The 18,905-nt window shown below is 66.3% G+C and carries 8 protein-coding genes; 4 read left to right on the top strand and 4 right to left on the bottom strand.

Annotated elements, in window-relative coordinates; translation table 11 throughout:
* Window positions 1–48: 48 nt before the first annotated feature.
* Together IE269_RS13700 and IE269_RS13695 are read left to right on the top strand one after the other, a co-directional pair.
* The gene (locus IE269_RS13700) at window positions 49–2,103 is read left to right on the top strand and encodes an APC family permease (protein ID WP_189823154.1); all 2,055 of its coding nucleotides are present in this window, start codon (window positions 49–51) and stop codon (window positions 2,101–2,103) included.
* Window positions 2,104–2,232: 129 nt separating this feature from the next.
* Window positions 2,233–3,597 (top strand): class I SAM-dependent RNA methyltransferase, encoded by a 1,365-nt coding sequence (locus tag IE269_RS13695; RefSeq protein WP_189823153.1) that lies wholly within the window; start codon window positions 2,233–2,235, stop codon window positions 3,595–3,597.
* Window positions 3,598–4,379: 782 nt separating this feature from the next.
* On the opposite strand, the gene IE269_RS13690 is transcribed toward IE269_RS13695, so the two are convergent.
* Together IE269_RS13690 and IE269_RS13685 are read right to left on the bottom strand one after the other, a co-directional pair.
* Window positions 4,380–6,287, bottom strand: a complete 1,908-nt coding sequence (locus IE269_RS13690) for a DUF2075 domain-containing protein (RefSeq protein ID WP_189823152.1) — start codon at window positions 6,285–6,287, stop codon at window positions 4,380–4,382.
* A gap of 134 nt (window positions 6,288–6,421) precedes the next feature.
* Complete coding sequence (locus tag IE269_RS13685) at window positions 6,422–8,431, bottom strand: DNA/RNA helicase domain-containing protein (protein WP_189823151.1); 2,010 nt, start codon at window positions 8,429–8,431, stop codon at window positions 6,422–6,424.
* Window positions 8,432–8,679: 248 nt separating this feature from the next.
* Between IE269_RS13685 and pglW the strand changes: the two genes are divergently transcribed.
* Window positions 8,680–13,134: a BREX system serine/threonine kinase PglW gene (pglW, locus tag IE269_RS13680; RefSeq protein WP_229897623.1), complete on the top strand. Its 4,455-nt coding sequence runs from the start codon at window positions 8,680–8,682 to the stop codon at window positions 13,132–13,134.
* Window positions 13,135–13,191: 57 nt separating this feature from the next.
* Here the strand turns inward: pglW and IE269_RS13675 are convergent, their stop codons facing one another.
* A complete protein-coding gene (locus IE269_RS13675) occupies window positions 13,192–14,238 on the bottom strand; it encodes a hypothetical protein (protein WP_229897622.1) in 1,047 nt (348 codons plus the stop codon).
* Window positions 14,235–14,789, bottom strand: coding sequence for a DUF6932 family protein (locus IE269_RS13670; RefSeq protein ID WP_189823149.1), 555 nt, complete (start codon window positions 14,787–14,789; stop codon window positions 14,235–14,237). Before IE269_RS13670 ends, IE269_RS13675 begins: the two co-directional genes overlap by 4 nt.
* 344 nt (window positions 14,790–15,133) lie before the next feature.
* Between IE269_RS13670 and pglX the strand changes: the two genes are divergently transcribed.
* Window positions 15,134–18,865, top strand: coding sequence for a BREX-2 system adenine-specific DNA-methyltransferase PglX (gene pglX, locus IE269_RS13665; protein ID WP_229897621.1), 3,732 nt, complete (start codon window positions 15,134–15,136; stop codon window positions 18,863–18,865).
* Window positions 18,866–18,905 lie beyond the last annotated feature (40 nt).

Genomic DNA, 18,905 nt, shown 5'->3' with positions numbered 1-18,905 from the left:
GGCGGGGGCGGGTGGGCCACGCCCGTTCGACCGCTTACGATCCTCGACGTGTCCAAACTGACCGACGTGCCCAAACGGATCCTGATCGGCCGGGCCCTGCGCAGCGACAAGCTGGGAGAAACGCTCCTCCCCAAGCGCATCGCACTTCCCGTCTTCGCCTCAGACCCCCTCTCCTCCGTGGCCTACGCGCCCGGAGAAGTCCTGCTCGTGCTCTCCATCGCGGGTGTCTCGGCGTACCACTTCAGCCCGTGGATCGCACTCGCGGTCGTCGTCCTGATGTTCACGGTCGTCGCCTCCTACCGGCAGAACGTCCACGCGTACCCGAGCGGCGGCGGCGACTACGAGGTCGCCAACACCAACCTCGGCCCCAAGGCCGGCCTCACCGTCGCCAGCGCCCTGCTGGTCGACTACGTGCTGACCGTCGCCGTGTCCATCTCCTCCGGCATCGAGAACCTCGGCTCGGCCATCCCGTTCGTCGTCGAGCACAAGGTGCTCTGCGCGGTCGCGGTCATCGCCCTGCTGACCGTGCTCAACCTGCGCGGCATGAAGGAGTCCGGGAAGCTCTTCGCCATCCCGACGTACGTCTTCGTGGTGGGCGTCTTCATCATGCTGGCCTGGGGCGCCTACCGCGCCCTCACCGGCGACGACATGAACGCCCCCACCGCCGACCTGGAGATCAAGCCCGAACACCCGGGCCTGGCCGGTTTCGCCCTCGTCTTCCTCCTCCTGCGCGCCTTCTCCTCCGGCTGCGCCGCCCTCACCGGCGTCGAGGCGATCTCCAACGGCGTCCCCGCCTTCCGCAAGCCGAAGTCGAAGAACGCCGCCACCACGCTCGCCCTCATGGGCGGCCTGGCCGTCGTCATGTTCTGCGGCATCATCGCGCTCGCCATGAACACCGGCGTGCGCATGGCCGAAAACCCGGCCCACGACCTGGTCCGCGACGGCGTCCCGGTCGGCGACGCCTACGTACAGAACCCGGTGATCTCCCAGGTCGCCGCCGCCGTCTTCGGCGAGGGCACCTTCTTCTTCATCCTCCTCGCCGCCGCCACCGCGCTGGTCCTCTTCCTGGCCGCCAACACGGCGTACAACGGCTTCCCCCTCCTCGGCTCGATCCTCGCCCAGGACCGCTGGCTGCCCCGCCAGCTGCACACCCGCGGCGACCGCCTCGCGTTCTCCAACGGCATCGTGCTCCTCGCCGGCGCGGCGATCCTCCTGGTCGTCCTCTACGGGGCCGACTCCACCAAGCTGATCCAGCTCTACATCGTCGGCGTCTTCGTCTCCTTCACGCTGAGCCAGATCGGCATGGTCCGGCACTGGAACCGGCACCTGAAGTCCGAGCGCAAGCCCGCCGAGCGCCGCCGCATGATCCGCTCCCGCGCGATCAACGCCTTCGGCGCGTCCTTCACGGGCCTGGTCCTGGTCGTCGTCCTCGCCACCAAGTTCACGCACGGCGCCTGGGTCGCCCTGCTCGGCATGGTGATCTTCTACGGAACGATGACCGCGATCCGCAAGCACTACGACCGGGTCGCCGAGGAGATCGCCGCCGCCGAGGGCCCCTCCGACGACAGCCTGCGCCCCTCCCGGGTCCACTCCATCGTCCTGGTCTCCAAGGTCCACAAGCCGACCCTGCGCGCCCTCGCCTACGCGAAGCTGATGCGCAGCGACCGCCTCGAAGCGCTCTCCATCAGCGTGGACCCGGCCGAGACGAAGGCCCTGCGCGACGAGTGGGAACGCCGCGGCATCAACGTACCCCTCAAGATCCTCGACTCCCCGTACCGCGAGATCACCCGCCCGATCATCGAGTACGTGAAGGGCCTGCGCCGCGAGAGCCCGCGCGACGTGGTCTCCATCTACATCCCGGAGTACGTCGTCGGCCACTGGTACGAGCACCTGCTCCACAACCAGTCCGCCCTGCGCCTGAAGGGCCGCCTGCTCTTCACCCCCGGCGTGATGGTGACCTCCGTCCCCTACCAGCTGGAATCCTCCGAGGCGGCCAAGAAGCGCGCCAAGAAGCGGGCCGACTGGAACGCGCCGGGAGCGGTGCGACGGGGACCGGTGGCGCGGCCGCCCCGCGAGACCACGAAGGAATCCACCAAGAGCTGAGCCTGTCGGCGCTCAGGCTTGCCTTGGTCGTGCGGCCGGACAACACCCACGTAGACTGGTGGGCTGTTGTCCGGCCGTTTCGCGTGCCGGTCCCGTCCCACCCCTTTGATCCTCTGGAGCCACCCCACCATGCAGTCCGAATCCAAGGCATCAAAGGGCACCGACGCGCAGGCGGCCCCCCAGATCTCCCTCGTCGGTACGGAGTACGAGGTCGAGGTCGGCCCCGTCGCCCACGGCGGCCACTGCATCGCCCGCACCTCCGAGGGCCAGGTCCTCTTCGTACGCCACACCCTCCCCGGCGAGAAGGTCATCGCCCGCGTCACCGACGGCCACGAGGGCGCCCGCTTCCTGCGCGCCGACGCGGTGACGATCCTGGACCCGTCCAAGGACCGCGTCGAGGCCCCCTGCCCCTTCTCCGGCCCCGGCAAGTGCGGCGGCTGCGACTGGCAGCACGCCAAGCCGGGCGCCCAGCGCCGCCTGAAGGGCGACGTCGTCGCCGAACAGCTGCTCCGCCTCGCGGGCCTGACCCCCGAGGAAGCGGGCTGGGACGGCACGGTCATGCCCGCCGAGGGCGACAAACTCCCGGCCGGCCAGGTCCCGCAGTGGCGCACCCGCGTCCAGTACGCCATCACCCCGGACGGCACGGTCGGCCTCCGCAAGCACCGCTCCCACGACATCCAGCCCGTCGACCACTGCATGATCGCTTCCCCCGGTGTCTCCGAACTCGGCATCGAGAAGCGGGAGTGGCCCGGCATGGCCTCCGTCGAAGCCATCGCCGCCACCGGCTCGCACGACCGCCAGGTCGTCCTCACCCCCACCCCCGGCGGCCGCCTCCCCCTCGTCGAACTCGACAAGCCGGTCTCCGTCCTGCGCGTCCACGAGAAGGACGGCAGCGTCCACAAGGTCCACGGCCGCGCCTTCGTCCGCGAGCGCGCCGACGGCCGCACCTACCGCGTCGGCATGGGCGGCTTCTGGCAGATCCACCCCCAGGCCGCCGACACCCTGATGCGCGCCGTCATGCAGGGCCTGATGCCCCGCAAGGGCGAAACCGCCCTCGACCTGTACTGCGGCGTGGGCCTCTTCGCGGGCTCGGTCGCCGAACGCGTCGGCGACCAGGGCGCGGTCCTGGGCATCGAATCCGGCAAGCGCGCGGTGGAGGACGCCCGCCACAACCTCGCCTCCATGCCGAACGTCCGCATCGAGCAGGGCAAGGTCGAGTCCGTCCTCCCGCGCACGGGCATCACGGAAACCGACCTGATCGTCCTCGACCCGCCCCGCGCGGGCGCCGGCAAGCAGACGGTCAAGCACCTCTCCACCCTGGGCGCCCGCCGCATCGCCTACGTCGCCTGCGACCCGGCGGCCCTGGCCCGCGACCTGGCGTACTTCGCGGAGGGCGGCTACAAGGTCCGGACGCTGCGGGTCTTCGATCTCTTCCCGATGACGCATCACGTGGAGTGTGTGGCGATTCTGGAGCCGGTGAAGAAGGACGACTGACCTGCGGTCTCTCCTAGATCTCGGCTGGGCCGGTCGACCTTTTCCCTTGAGTACACCATGTGGGGCGCCTCGCGGGCCTTGAACGGCCTGCGGAGGGCGCCTGACCTGCTAGTTCGAGAGATGTTCCTTCTGGGTGGTCTAGCTCGTACGTGTGGTACCGCCTTGCCGAAATGATGTTCTGCGCGGTCGGCCGCCCGTCTGCGAGCAAGGGTGTTTCGGTCGTCGGTAGGGGGATGGTCGAAGCCCAGTTGCTTAGCAGCGTACAGAGGTACGGGGTAACGGGAGCGGTCGGCCTACTGTAGGAAGCTTGTGCCGTCGGGCGATCAGGAATCGGGTGCCGAAGGAAGCGTAGAGCGCCTGAATTCTTGATCAAAGGTGCTCTCCGGACGCTACGGCTGGAAGATGCCGCGCACGCAGTGGGAGAGCTGCTTCCGCGTGTGCAGCTCTCCGCCAGGAGGCTACGGGATCCGCCTTCCTGGAGGGCGAGGCGGAGGGGGCAGACCGCGTACGTGCGCTTCGGCGCGATGCTCACTTGATGCGCGGATTCCCTGCCAAAGCCACCGCGCGGTCCCGGAGCGGACCTGATCGCGGTGGCCTTCAGTGGTGGATCTTTTGTTATGCGCTGCCACTCTGCGGTGACGGCGTGATGGATGGCAGCGCTCCGCGGACAGGAGGCGCACCAGGTGACTTCGTTGCCAATGGTCCGCCACAAGTGCATCGACCGATCAGTAGCGAGGCCCCGGGTGCCTCGTCTACCCGGCTGCCTTCGTCCACCCCAACGGTCAGGCCGGCTGAACCGAACTGGTCGCCTGCACCTCGGGGTGAAGCAGCGAGCGGAGTTTGGCGCGGGTCTCCGAGTCGGTTGAGTAGATGACGGTTCCGACCATGCCGCGTGTCAGCAGGACCTTGTAGGTGTTGCGGATCAACCGATTGATGTCCCCCTCCGGAGTCGCAACCTTGCCATTCCGCTTCGTCAACGCGGGGTCCTTGGAGGCAGTGCGGTCGGTGACCCAAGCGTCCTCCCTCCAGATCAGATCAGGGCCCATGATCACACCACTCCAGTCGTACTCGAAACCCTGTGCCGTATAGACGCAGCCGATCTGACCAAAACCAGCTGGATCAGTGGCCCAGAGAGCAGAGGGCGGAGCCCCCATGATCGACCGGTCCCCTTTGACGTTCCATGGGCGCAGCCAGTCTCCGATTCGCACATCGGTAGGGAGCGGTTCTCCGGATTTGGGGTCCGACCAAGGCCAGCAGAAGCCGGCTGAGATTCTGGCGGTGTATCCCTTCGCCTGCTTTGCCCGCAGGAAGTCTTCCATCGCGGAGGGGGAGTCGACGACTTCGAGTTCCATACGGCCGTCTGGCTCCCAGAGTTCCGGGCCGTTGTCCTCGAGGGCGAGCAGATGGACCACCCACCGCAGGTACGCATCACTGCCGCCGCAGCGGAACTGGCTGTCCAGCGCCACTACATTGCAGCGAAGATCCTTCTGGGCTGCCGCGGCCTCGATCTCCTCGACTGTTCCTGTTTCGCCGGGCCGTACCGTCTGGTGTTGGTCCAGGAGGAAGACGGGTACGCGTGCGACATCGATCAGCTCCTCGAGCTGTCGTTTTCCTGTCCGTTGAGCCGCCGGAGTGAAGCGGCTGGCCGAGGTCTCCCGGATTCGATGGGCCTCGTCGCACACCAACACATCAAGGCTATTGCGCTCAGCGGCCCCGAAGCTGTTGAAGTACTTGAAGAGCTCGCGCACTTCCGGTTTGCGCGTGCCCGCTACCTTGCGCATGGTCTTGGTGAACGACTGCGAACCAGTGGCGTGCAAAGCCGGAACACCACGCCGGTACATTTCGCCGAGCACCGACAGTGCGATGACGCTCTTGCCAGTTCCGGGGCCGCCGGTGATGACGACGACCTCCTTGTGGTCGGATGCACGGGCTCGGTTCACTGCCTTCAGCACTGTCTCGTACGCGATCCGCTGTTCGTCGAGAAGTACGAACTGCTCGCGTTCGCGTACCTCTTGTGCGGCAACGCTCAGCAACTGCTTTGACGGTTCAACCTTGGCGGCCAGCAACTCGTCGGCCGCCGCTGCTCCCGAGGTGGGTGCCAACTTCGTCTGCAGGTAGGTGAGGAATCCGCCCCGGCGGTCGGCCGTGAACAATCGGCCCCGTTCGTCGAGCGGCACCTCGTCCAGACCAGCGGCGCCGAACGCAGTGGCGTTGTGAAGGTATGCAGCACCTGAGATGCGCTCGGGGTGTTGTGTGAGTGCTCCATTGAAGGCGACCAAGTAGTCGCAGTAGCCGCGTACTTGTTCAATGGGGTTCAGGACCGGTCGCGGGTACCCGTCGACGCGGCACAGTAGAGGGTCGATGTCGTCGTCGGGGTGTGCTTCACTCCACTGCTTGAGCTCGACAACGACGTATGACGGCTCTCCCGTCTTCGGGTGCACTCCGGCGAGTACGGCGTCCGCGCGCTTGCTGGTGAGCGGAAGCCCGAATTCGATGAGCACTTCGACCTGGCCGAGCCCGGCATCGAGGAGAGCGTTTGTGAGGGCGGGAAGACTGCGCTCCCAGGAGCGCACCTCCGAGGCGCCGGGACGATGCCCATGTACGTGAGTGAACCGCTCGACCAAGTGGAGGGGCAGTGACCCTTCGAGGAGTCGCGCAGCAACAGCAGTGGCCGAGTCACGAAGCAGCAAGACATGCCCCCAGGCAGCACGAAGTATCTCGTGCGGGTGGGGGCATGTCCTGCTGCGGAAGCCCGGCGGGCCGCATGAATGATTGATCGAATGCTACCGAAACGATTCATGGGCCCACCGCTGGGTTCGTGACGTCAGTGCTGGACGATCTTGCGCATGCTGCTGGGCAGTGGATGCTGCACCGATGTGATCAGGTGCCCACGCAATGCGTCTCGCGTTTCCTCGTCCGTGGAGTGGACGACGACTCCCATAATCCCGCGGGTCAGCAGGACGTGATATGCGTTGCGGATGCATCGTTCGATGTCGGCCTGGGCGATGCCCTTCGGCTTCAGTTCGGGGTCGAAGGTCGCCGTTCGATTAGTGACGAACTGGCCTTCCCGCCATAGCAGGTCAGGACCAAGGATGACGCCCACCCAGTCGAACTCGAAGGTCTGAGAGGTGTAGACGCAGCCGACCTGGTGGGATCCGCGGGGGTCCGTGGCCCAGAATTCGGCGTCCGGTGCCCCTTCCACAGCGAATCCCGGCTTGACGTTCCAGGGCTTCCGCCACTCACCGAGCGTGACGTCGGGAATCAGCTCGCCGTTGTCGTCGGGCTTGCTCCAGGGCCAGCAGAAGCCCGCGACGATCCGGGTACTCGCCCCTTCGAACCGTCGCATGGAGAGAAAGTCCTCCATTTCCTGGGGCGTTTCAGCGAGTTCTACTTGCATGCGGCCGTCCGGGACCCAGGCCTGAGGCGTGCGGATGCCCACGCTGAGGAGTCGCAGCACCCAGTCCCGGTAGTACGCGCTGCCCTGGGCCCGGAACATTCCGCCGAGGTCGATCAGGGTGTGCTTCAGCCCGAGCGCTCTGGCGCGTTCCGCCAGGTACTCCGCAGTGCCGACCTCGCCCGGCCTCAGGGACTGCCAGTCATCCAGGAGGAACACGGGGACACGGGCGGCTTCGATGATCTCATCGGCTTGTGGGCGTGGGTTCTCCCGCTCCTCTCGCGGCGTGTACTGGTCGATGGAGTGTCGACGGATCCGGTGTGCTTCGTCGCAAATCACCACGTCACAGCTGTCCGAAGGGAGCTTCTTCAACTGGTTGAAATAGGTGAACCGTTTGGTGGCTTCCCGGTCGAACTTCCCCTTCATCCGGGGCGGAGCCTGCTGGATGTGGCCTTCTCGCAGCGTCTTCGTGAGGGCCTTCGCGCCGGACGCGTGTCGGACATCCAGGCCGGCTGCGGCCAAGGTGCGCCTCAGCTCCAAAGCGATCGCGCTCTTGCCGCTGCCGGGGCCACCGCGGACGATGATCACTTCTTTGGTTCCGCCGTTGCGTACACGTTGAACTGCCTCGTGGACGTCTTGGTGCGCGAGTTCCTGATCATCCAGCAACTCGAACAGGTGGGCGGACCCTCCATGCAGGGGCTGGTTGACGTCGGTGATCTTCGGCAGTGGGCGGTCGGCGGAATCGACGAGAGCCTGCGCCGCTTCAGCACCGGATCGCGGGGCCAGTCTTGCGCCCAAGAACCTTCGGAACGCTGCCAAACGGTCGGCGGTGTAGAGCCGGCCATGGTTGCTGGCTGGGAGCTCGAAGAGCCCTCGCACATCATCGTCGTGAGCGTTGTGCAAGAGCACAGCGCCCGCCGTACTATCCGGCTTGCCGTTCAGTACGGCCTTGTACTGAACCATGTAGTGGCAGTACTTCTGCACCTGCCGGACGGGGTGCAGTTTCCACTTTGAGTAGCCAAGATCGACTGCGACCGACCGCTCGGGGTGCACCGTCGCCTTCCGCTGCTGTTTCAGCTCGATCAGCACGTAGGAGGGCATACCGCTACCAGGGTGTACGCCTGCGAGCAGTATGTCGACGTCTCCGTCCGTGTGCGGAAGCCCGAACTCGATGAAGACCTCTACATCGTCCAGGCCGAGCTCATGGAGGGCGTCAATCACCGACGGAAGGCTGTTCTCCCACGCCTCGACCAGGGTCTTTCCTGGGGGTGTGCCCTCGTCATCCGGTTTGGTGCTCCGCTTGTGCTGGTCCTTGTATGCCTGAATGAGGCGCTCGGTCAGCGGGCGGTGGCTCATCCCGGGCTGTCGTTCGATCTCCTTGACCAAAGCGGAAGCGGGTTCCCGGAGCAGGTACAACGGCAAGGACTTCTCCCACGGCACGCGAAAGCTCGTGCGGGTGGAGGCGTGTCCTGAAAACGGAAGCCTGGCGGGCCGCGATGACGAGGGAACGCTAGCCCGATTTTCTGGGTGGTGGGTCGGATCGCGCCAAGCTCTCGCGGAAAACGGACATGGGGCCGCGGCAGTCGGTTCAGGGAGGGGCAGGAGTTCTGCGAGGTAGGCTCAAGCAGGGTTTTTCATGGCAGGGCATACGCACAGGTACGTGCTGGGCACCGCGGAGGTCGGAGATCGTGACGGCAGGAAGCACACCCCCGGTACTCAAGCCGGGCCCGCCGCCGCGGCCGGAACATCAGTGGAACCAGGAGCGGACCTCGCCGTACCCCTGGGAGCAGGACGCGCTGGATCATGTACGTCGGCTGATGCCGGCGGCCGAGCCGTACCGGGCCTGGGCCACCTTCTCCTTTACCGCGCAGTCCGGCCGCATCAACGAGTGCGACTTGCTCATCGCCGTCCCGGCCGGGCTGTACCTGGTCGAGATCAAGAGTCATCCGGGACGCCTGGACAACTCGGGCTCGACCTGGAATTTCCACAGCTCCGACCGCACCCGTACGATCACCAACCCGCTGCACTTCAATGACTCGAAGTCCAAGGACCTCAAGTCCCAACTGCAGTGGGCCGCGCGCAAGTTGAGGATCAGTAGTCCTATTCCGCGCATCGAGCCGGCGATCTTCCTGTCCGCCCCGGACCTGGAGAGTCACCTCGACGACGTTCAGCGCATCAGGGTCTTCGGGCGGGACGACGGTGCGAGCGGTCTCCCGCGCATCTGGCAGGACTTCCTGGGGTTGCCGCCGGGACGGCCCGAGAAGCGCATCACCGAGGAGTTTGCCCGCCATCAGCTGCCCCGGCTGCTCAAGGCCATCGGTATCAAGCAGTCGACCTCGCATCTGAAGTTCGGTGAGGCCTGGCGGATGCGCCCACACCCGCTGGATGCCGGTCCCTCTTGGGAGGACCGGTTCGCCGAGCGCGTCGACGGGCTGGCGCACGAGGAGGGGCGGGTACGGATCTACCTCGTCGGCCAGCAGGCGGACGAGGTGGCGAAGCGGACGACCGAGCGAGCGGCACGCAGGGAGTACCAGGTCCTCCAGGGTGTCACCCACCGCGGTATCGCAGCCGCGGTGGAGATCCGCGAGCACGAAGCGGGTCCCGCGATCCTTTTCCGGCACCGTGAGACCGACCTCCGCCTCGACCAGTACCTCGCCACCCATGGGGGCCGGCTGACTCCGGAGATGCGCCTCGACCTGGTACGTCAGCTCGCCGAGGCCGTACGGCACGCGCACAGCCGGTCGCTCTACCACCGGGCGCTCGCCGCCCGCTCCGTCTATGTGACCGCCCGCCCCGACGGCTCCCGGCCGGAGCTACGCATCACCGACTGGCAGACGGCCGCCCGCGACTTCGACACCAACGCGACCCTGCTGCGCTCGCTCGGCAACGCCACCTTCGATCCCGGTCTCATCGAGGATGCCGCCCAGGTATATCTGGCTCCGGAGAGCGACCAGGCTTACCCCGATCCCGGCGAACTCGACGTTTTCGGGCTGGGGGCGGTCTCGTACTTCATCCTGACCGGCCAGCCGCCCGCCGAGCGGCGCAGCGCCTTGCGCGAGCGGCTGCGCGTCGACTCCGGGCTGCGGCTGATCGCCGTCGCGGACGGTCTCTCCGAGGAACTCGACGACCTCATCCACCGGGCCACCCGACGCGACCCCGTCGACCGGCTGGAGACCGTCGACCGCTTCCTCGACCTCCTCGACGAGGCCGAGGAGCGCAACGCGGTCCCCGAACAGCAGTCCGTCGCCGAACTCGACCCGCTGACTGCGCTCCCCGGTCAGTCTCTCGACGGGGAGTGGTCCGTACGCCGAGTCCTGGGCACCGGCGCCACCGCCCGGGCTCTCCTCGTCGAGCGGGTCGTCGAGGACGAGGACGGCGAGTCGCGCACCGAGGAACGGGTCTTCAAAGTCGCCCTGGACCAGGCCAAGGCCGAGCGGCTGCGCGCCGAGGCTCGTGCCCTGGAACTGGTCGGCGGCGGAAATGTGGTGCAACTCAAAGGAGGACCCCGCGAGTTGGGCGGGCGCACCTTCCTGGAGCTGGAGTACGCGGGCGCGCGCACCCTCGGCGCCCGGCTGCGGGCCGACGGCAAGCTCTCGTACCACGAATTGGAGCGGTACGGCGGCGACCTGTTCACCGCGCTCGATCAGCTCGCGGCCCGGGGCGTACGGCACCGCGACCTCAAGCCGGAGAACCTCGGGCTGCACCGGCGCGACGACCGAGCCTGGCAGCTGAAGCTCTTCGACTTCTCGCTCGCCGACGCCTCCGACCGGGACATCAAGGCGGGCACGCGCGGCTACCTCGACCCTTTCCTCGACTCGGTCCGCCGCGGCCACTACGACGACCACGCCGAGCGGTACGCCGCCGCCGTCACCCTGCACGAGATGGCCAGTGGCGAGCGCCCTCTGTGGGGCGGCGGCCATGTCGATCCGGTCGCCAACGACGAGGCTCAACTCTCCGTCGCCTCAGAGCTGTTCGAGGAGGCGCTGCGTGACGGGCTGACCGAGTTCTTCCGGCGCGCGCTCCACCGCGACACCGAGCGTCGCTTCGACACGCTGCGGCAGATGCGGGACGCGTGGTCGGAGATCTTCCGGGCGGCCGACGCAAGTGCCCCCGTCACCACCCCCGGTGCCCTCGACGCGGCCGTCGAGGGCGGGGACAGTCGCGACGCCATCGCACGGGCCGCCGAGCTCGATACCCCCCTCATTGCGTCCGGTCTCACCGAGCGTGCGATCTCCGTGGCGAACGGGCTCGGCGCGAGCACGGTCGGTGAACTCCTCGCCATCCAGCCGTACATCATCTCCAAGGCGCGGGGTGCGGGTGCACTCGTACGCAAGGAACTGAACCGCCGCCGCAAGCAGTGGGCGGACGAGCTGAACCGTCCTGCCTCGTCGGCTGTCTCCGTGCTGACTCCCCAGCCCCGGTCCGGGGCGGAGTCCGAAGAAACCGCGCCGCACGATCCGCGCGCCGTGCTTCCCGTCGACGAGATGGCCGCGCTGCTGACCCCTCCCGCAGGACGCAAGGGCTCCCGCAGGGGCGAGGTCATCCGTCTCACCCTGGGCCTGCCGCCCGCCGACGGCGGCCTTTCGCCGCTCGGCCCCTGGCCCGTCCAAGCGCGTGTCGCCCGGCGCATCGGCATCCAGCAGCCACCGGTCTCCCGCCACCACCGTTCCGCGATCAAGGAGTGGTGCGAGACCGGCTGGCTGAAGCCGGTGCGCGACACCCTGGTCGAGGTCGTCGAGGCGGCGGGCAGGGTGATGACCGCCGAGGAACTCGCTGTCGAGCTGCGGATACAGCACGGCGCTGGAGCGGACACCGAGGAGCGCACCCTCGCCAAGGCACTCGCCGTCGTGCGGGCCGCTGTGGAAGCGGAGGCCTGGGTGGGCGAGCGGGACGGAGACGGGGAGGGGGACACCGGCGAGGACGAGACCGAACTGGCGGAGCCCCGACTCGCCTGGCACCGTCGCGGCGACACCGTCCTGGTCGCCGCCGAGTCCCTGCCCGGCACCACCGACCCTGCACCCAGCGAACTTGTCGGCTACGCCGCCGCGTTGGGCGAGCAGGCGGACAGACTCGCCCTGGAGGACCCCCTGCCCGGCCGGGCCGTCGTCATCCGCACCCTGCGCGGCGTCCCTGCGCCCGACGGCCTCGACCCGCTCGCCGACACCCGCCTCGTCGCACTGGCGGCGGCAGTCGCACCGAGAGTCCATGCCAGCCCGCGTCTGGAGCTGTACCCGTACGACCTGAGCCTGGAGCGTGCCCTGCGCGTCTCCCAGGCCGGCGCGGGCGTCCGTCGCGACACCGGCATCACCCCCGCCGAACTGAACAACCGCCTTCGGGCGCGCTTCCCCGATCTCGCCCTCCTCGCGGAAGGCGCGGAGCCGACCCACCCCGACCTGCAGGACGCGCTGCGCGAGGCCCGATTCTCCCTCGAATTCGATGCCGAGCAGGACAAGTTCTTCCCGCCGAGCACCGTCCCCGAGCCGTCCTGGACCTCGACGGGTGAGACCACCCGCCTGGCACCCACCGCCGAAGGCCCCGCGCTCGAGGACCCGCACGCCACCATCAAGGCACGCCTGGACTCCGCGACGCGACGCGGCGGATTCCTGGCCGTGACCGTCAGGGGCACCCGACTGCCGGGCGTTGCGGAGGCCCTCGCCGCCGCGTACCCCGTCGTAGGGGTCGACCTCAGCAGCGAATTCCTCACCGAATTCCGGGCGTTGGCACAGGCGAAGGGCCAGGCCTGGGAGAAGGTGCTCGGTGTCGACGCACGCTTCTCCAGCAGCGGCCAGATCTCCAAGGGCCTCGCCGCCTATGCCCGCACGGTCTGGGCCCACATCGAGACCTCGCTCGTGGAGCGGGCGGCCGAGCCTCGCACGATCCTCTTCCTGTACGACGCCGGGCTGCTCGCCCGTTACTGGGACGAGGGCGGCCGGGACCTTCTGATCAAGCTCCAGCACGCGGCCCGCCGCCCGACCGATGACCCGCACGGGCTGTGGTTGCTCTGCCCGGTGGAGACCCGGGGGCAGGAGCCGCATGTGGACGGGCGGACGGTCGAGTACATCGGCAGCGACGGGGAGCGGACGCACCTGGACTCGACGTTCCTGGACGAATTGCGGGGTTCGACTCCGGGCGGCGGCGAGTAGCTGAGTAGTGGGGTGCGGACCCTGTCCTGGGCCCGCACCCGACCCCTGCTCTCGCGATCAGATGTTGCGTAGGTCCAGGATCGTGTAGATCTTCCGTTCGCGGCCGCCGGCGTAGTGGACCGTGGTGACTTCGACCCTGGCCTCGACGCGGTGGGTGAAGTGGTCGCCGAGGCGACGGACCACGGACCGGTCGGTCTTGGCGCGGATGACCTGTCCGCTGTCGGTGCGGATCTCGGCGTTGGCGTGCAGGGCGCTGACCCCGCCGAGCCAGCCGATGATCGTGACGATCTCCGCCTGGCGGTAGGTGCTGTGCTCGCAGACGAAGCGGATGCGTTCCGCGTGGAGGGGGCTCAGTTCGGACAGCCGGGCTCGGCCGCTCTCGGTGTGCCAGGTCATGCGCAGGCCGACGTTCTTCTCGTCCAGGAGTTGGGTGAGCGAGCCCAGGTGCTTCAGGGCCCGTGCCCCCAGCGGGAGCAGCTGCTCGTTGAGATCTTGGTCCAGCTCCTCCTCCGAAACCGATGATTGGGGTGCGTCGGAGAGGTTGAGGACGGCTCCGACGGCGCGGTCGAGGAGTGGCTCGGAGCCATCCGTGCTGTCGGAGTCCATACTGCTGATGTGCGTACCGCCGCCGTTCATGCCGCCATCCGTGCCGTCGTTCTGCGGGCCGTAGAGGACCACGCCGAAGGAGGACGGGAAGGTGGCCGCGGCGCTGAGCGCGGTCGCTTCGCGGATGGCGCCGGGGATCGGCGCGTGCGTGGTCGGCCGGCCGTCCAGTGCCTGGGCGATGGCGGTCACCGACGACTGGAAGTGGCTGAGGAGCGGGGCGAGGACGTCGAGCCGGACCGTGTGCTGGTCGGTGGAGCTGCCGGTGAGGGCGATGTCCATGCGGCGCCGGATGGGGCGGCGGGTGCCGAGGAGCTGTCCGTCCCCTTCGAGGGACTGGAGCGGGGGGCCGAGGCGTTCCAGCATGCGGCGGTGCTGGGACTCCGCGAGTTCGCTGGGGGTGCGGGGGATGGGCCGGTCGGTGGGTTCACGACGGTTCGCCCGCATCCAGCGGCGTACCGCTTCGGGGTCCCTCGGGTCGGGTCGGGAGGCAGCGGTCACAGCTGCACCTCCACATACCCTCGTCGGAGCTTTCCGGCATACCCCGGTCCGTGAGAGTTGGCGCGGGTGCGTTGCCAGATCTCATCGTAGAGTCCGATGTCGCGGAATGCCTGACTTGATTCAGGAGTGAGCAGGCTGGGGGTTATCGTCCAGAACTCCATTTCGTCCGGGAGCCGGAGTGCGTAGGAGTCGATACGCATGTCATGGCTGACGCACCACGCGCGATCCGTGAGCTGGTCCAGGAAATCAACGGTTTCGGAGTCCATCTGGTCATAAGCATCCGGCGGAATCAGATAGGTCACGTCGATGTCCTGCGGATTCAGTGTGCTGCTTATGAAGCTGCCCGCTATCCAGATGCGGGCTATGTTGCCCGTCATGGCTTCCACGGTGCTGCGGTGGTTCTCCCACTCGTTCCACAGTTCTGCGCGAGTGGTGGAGCCTGCGAAGCCCGGACCCGACACGAAGATCGATTTGAGCATCTGGAGGTCTGCCGCGTACCGGCCAGGCGGCAGTAGTCCGGTCGTGTTGTCCAGCAGAGGCAGATAGCCCACTGTGCCACCGCCCCCAGGGTGTTGTGAATCTTGATGCTGACCGGATGCTAACCGGGGGAGCAGGAGAGAGGTAGAGGTGGGTGCGTGGTCATGCCACGGAGGCTGCTGGTACAGGGGAGGAGGGGGCAAGTTCCAGGCCTTGTCGTACGGGTTGCCTCATGTGGACCACCCCCTCATGCGTCGTCCCTGCTGGCGGACTGCACTCTCAGAGACACCGCGCCGCTCTGATCAACGGGCTGGAGTGCTGGGATCGAGGCCGGAAGGTGACCGGGGCTGGCAGGATTGGTGGTCGAGCCGCCGGATTTGTGGTGGATGCCGCAGTGGGTGCGAGAGGAATACGAAGAGTGACGACGGGTGCGGACGCGGGCGTGGACAGGGCCGAGCGGTTGAAGGGGCTGGTGAAGGACCTGAAGAAGCAGGTCACGGTCCTGGAGGACGATCTGCGGGAGCGCAGTGGCTCGGTGGAGGAGTTCCGGACGCACCTGGAGGCCGAGTACGCGAGGGCCCGTGAGGGGAAGCGGACGGCGGCGACGTATGGGGCCTGGCGGGACGAGCGGGTGACGCAGGCGGCGGCAGCTTGGGTGCTGGGGTGTGTCTTCGTACGGTTCTGTGAGGACAACGGGCTCATCGAGTGGCCGTTCCTGGCGGGTCCGGGGGATCGGCTGAGGGACGCGGAAGAGCGGCACGAGGCGTTCTTCCGGGAGAAGCCGCATCTGAACAACCGGGACTGGCTGGAGGAGGCGTTCCAGCACCTGGTGGATTCGAATGAGACGGCGGCGGGGCTTTTCGACCGGGCGCACAATCCGCTGTGGGGGCTCACCCCGAGCTACGAGGCGGCGACGGACTTGTTGGCGTTCTGGCGGCGGCGTGGGGCGGACGGCGAGATTGCGTACGACTTCACGGACCCGGAGTGGGACACCCGGTTCTTGGGTGACCTCTATCAGGACTTGAGCGAGCATGCGCGTGATACGTATGCATTGCTCCAAACTCCGGCATTTGTTGAGGAATTCATCCTCGACCTCACGCTTAAGCCTGCGATTGACGAGTTCGGACTGGCTCCGGAGGGTGGGCTACGGACAATCGACCCGGCGTGTGGGTCAGGGCACTTTTTGCTGGGGATCTTCGGGCGGTTGGTGGAGAAGTGGCGGGATACGGAGCCCGATACGGATGACTGGGTGCTGGTGCGGAGGGCGCTGGAATCGGTTCATGGTTGCGACAAGAATCCGTTTGCGGCATCGATTGCCCGGTTCCGGATGCTAGTTGCGGCGATGAAGGCGGCAGGGGCGGCGAACTTGGCGGAGGCGCCAGCATTCCCGATCAATGTGGCGGTAGGGGATTCACTGCTGCACGGGCGTGGAGCTGCGGGTATCCAGACGGACCTGGACACGCTATTTGCAGGGGATGTTAACGGGCGTGAGGAGGCGTTCGAGTACGCGACGGAGGACGTGGGGGAGTTCGCCAAACGTACGGATCTTCTGGGGCGAGCTTCGTATCACGTGGTGGTGGGGAATCCTCCGTACATCACCGTAAAGGATAATCAGGAGAAGGCGAATTATAAGCTTTCCTATGATGCCTGTTCTGGGCAGTACGCATTGTCGGTGCCATTTGCGCAGCGCCTTTTCGAGTTGGCCAAAAGAGGGACAGGAGGTATCGGAGGTGGTGGCGGATTTGTTGGGCAGATCACGGCAAATTCATTTATGAAGCGCGAGTTCGGCAAGAAGCTCATCGAGGAGTTTTTCTGGGGACGTGCAGAGCTTTCCCATGTTATCGATACTTCTGGCGCTTATATTCCAGGTCACGGAACGCCGACTGTCATCCTGGTTGGACGAAATAGAATTCCCAGTGATGGACGTTCTGTACGGGCTGTGCTCGGCATCCGTGGCGAGCCGTCGCAGCCCAAGGATGCTACTCGTGGGGCAGTCTGGCGGGCGATTGTCGAGCAAGTGAATCGTCCCGGAACTGAGTCTGAATGGGTTTCCTCCGAAAATCTTCAGGCAAAAAACCTAGCGAAGGCGCCGTGGTCGCTCAGCGGCGGCGGGGCAGCGGCGGTGCTTGCCAGCCTTCACACTCCTGACGGCACCTTGTTGGGGTCACGCGTCAAACTGATTGGTCGCACTGCGCATACTGGTTCTGATGAGTCCTATTTCGCTCCCCGTGGCAGTTGGGCTAGGTATGGTGTAGGGAATTCGCGATTTGTGCCGCTCGTTGAAGGAACGGTGATCCGGGACTGGGATCTTGTTCCGGAAACGGAGGCGCTGTTTCCGTACTCACATGATCTGGTGGCCGACCTCAGTGATGCGGTATCTGCTCGAATTCTGTGGATGGGTAGATCGCTGTTGAGAGTTCGTCGAGAGCCGGGCGGTACACATGAGGAAATTGGGCTGACTTGGTATGAGTGGAGCCGTTGGCATCCGGAGCGGTACTCTGTTCCGCTGGGGATCGCTTTTGCGTTTGTGGCAACACATAACCATTTTGTGCTTGATCGAGGTGGGAAGGTTTTCAAGCAGAGCGCGCCGGTGATCAAGTTGCCGGAGGGGGCTGGGGAGGATCAGTACCTGGAACTATTGGGGCTGCTCAACTCGTCGACCGCCTGCTTCTGGTTGAAGCAGGTAAGCCAGGCTAAGGGAGGGACGGATAATTCGAGTGGTGGGGGAAATAGGTGGACGCCGGAAGCGTGGATCGACCGATATGAATTTACCGGAACTAAGCTTCAGGAGTTTCCTCTCCCTTCGCGGTTGCCGCTTGTTTTGGCGCGACTCCTTGACTCCAGTGCGCAGCAACTCGCGAAGTCTGAGCCATCTGTCGTTTCAGATCTCGCCACGCCTACTCGCCTGGGCTTTGATGTAGCCCGCACTGACAACACTCGTACCTGGCACCGCATGATTGCTCTCCAAGAGGAGTTGGACTGGCATGTGTATGGGCTGTACGGGTTGTTTTCTGATGCCGACGTGGCCCGGACGGTAGACCCCTCGCCAGCGCCGACGACTATGCCTGAAGTCCGCCTTGGGGAGCGGGCGTTCGAGATTGTGCTCGCGCGGAAGGTAGCCGCAGGCGAGGCCGAGACTGCTTGGTTTGAGCGGCACGGGGCGACTGCCATTACGGAGATTCCGACTCATTGGCCCGACTGGTACCGCGACATCGTTCAGGCTCGGATCGACATCATCAACTCCCGCAAGGACATTGCCCTCATCGAGCGTCCTGAGTGCAAGCGGCGTTGGTCGGGGGACTCTTGGGAGAAGAGGGAGAAGACGGCTCTGCGGACGTGGATTCTCGACCGAGTTGCGGAGTCGAAGGTCTGGTTCGCCCTGCGGGACGGGATCAAGCAACCGCGCACGCTGACCGTGAGCCAGCTCGCCGACGTCCTTCGGGGCGATGCCGACCTCAACTCCGTCGCTCAGCTCTACGCCGCCGACCACATGGATAAGCCTGACCTGCCTCTCGCTGACGTACTCGCCGAGGTTGTTGCGGACGAGCACGTCCCGTATCTGGCTGCTCTCCGTTACAAGGACTCCGGACTCCGCAATCGCGAACAGTGGGAGCAGGTATGGGAGTTGCAGCGCGAGGAGGACCGTACTGGGGAGCGGCTGGATATCCCCGTGCCGCCGAAGTACAAGGGTGCTGATTTCATCAAGCACTCGTACTGGTCGAACCGGGGCAAGCTCGATGTGCCCAAGGAGCGGTTCATTTCCTACCTGGAGGCGAGCCCGGACGGTGATCCGACCGTGTTGCTCGGGTGGGCCGGCTGGGATCACAAGGATCAGGCGCAGGCGCTGTTCAATCTGGTCGACGACCGGACGAAGCAGGGGGGCTGGGACACCGACCGGATCAAGCCTTTGCTCGCAGGGCTGTTGGAGGTCATGCCCTGGGTGCGGCAGTGGCACGGGGAGTTCGACAAGGAGTGGGAAGGTGTTCCGGCCGACGAGTACCAGGCGTACTTCGAGGAGCTGTGCGCCAATCACCAGGTCAGTGAGGCTGACCTGCGGGTTTGGCGGCCAGTGAAGAAGTCGCGGGCCAAGAAGAAGGTTGCACCGAAGAAGAGGGCGGCCGATGCCGAGCAGCAGGAGCTTGGCGAGTAGTAGTTGAGGTGGTGGGTGGCCCCGAGCAGTTCGGGGCCAC

This window comes from Streptomyces spiroverticillatus, from assembly GCA_014650415.1.
GTDB classification, from domain to species: Bacteria; Actinomycetota; Actinomycetes; order Streptomycetales; family Streptomycetaceae; genus Streptomyces; species Streptomyces spiroverticillatus.
This window is presented reverse-complemented; position numbering and strand designations above follow the sequence as displayed.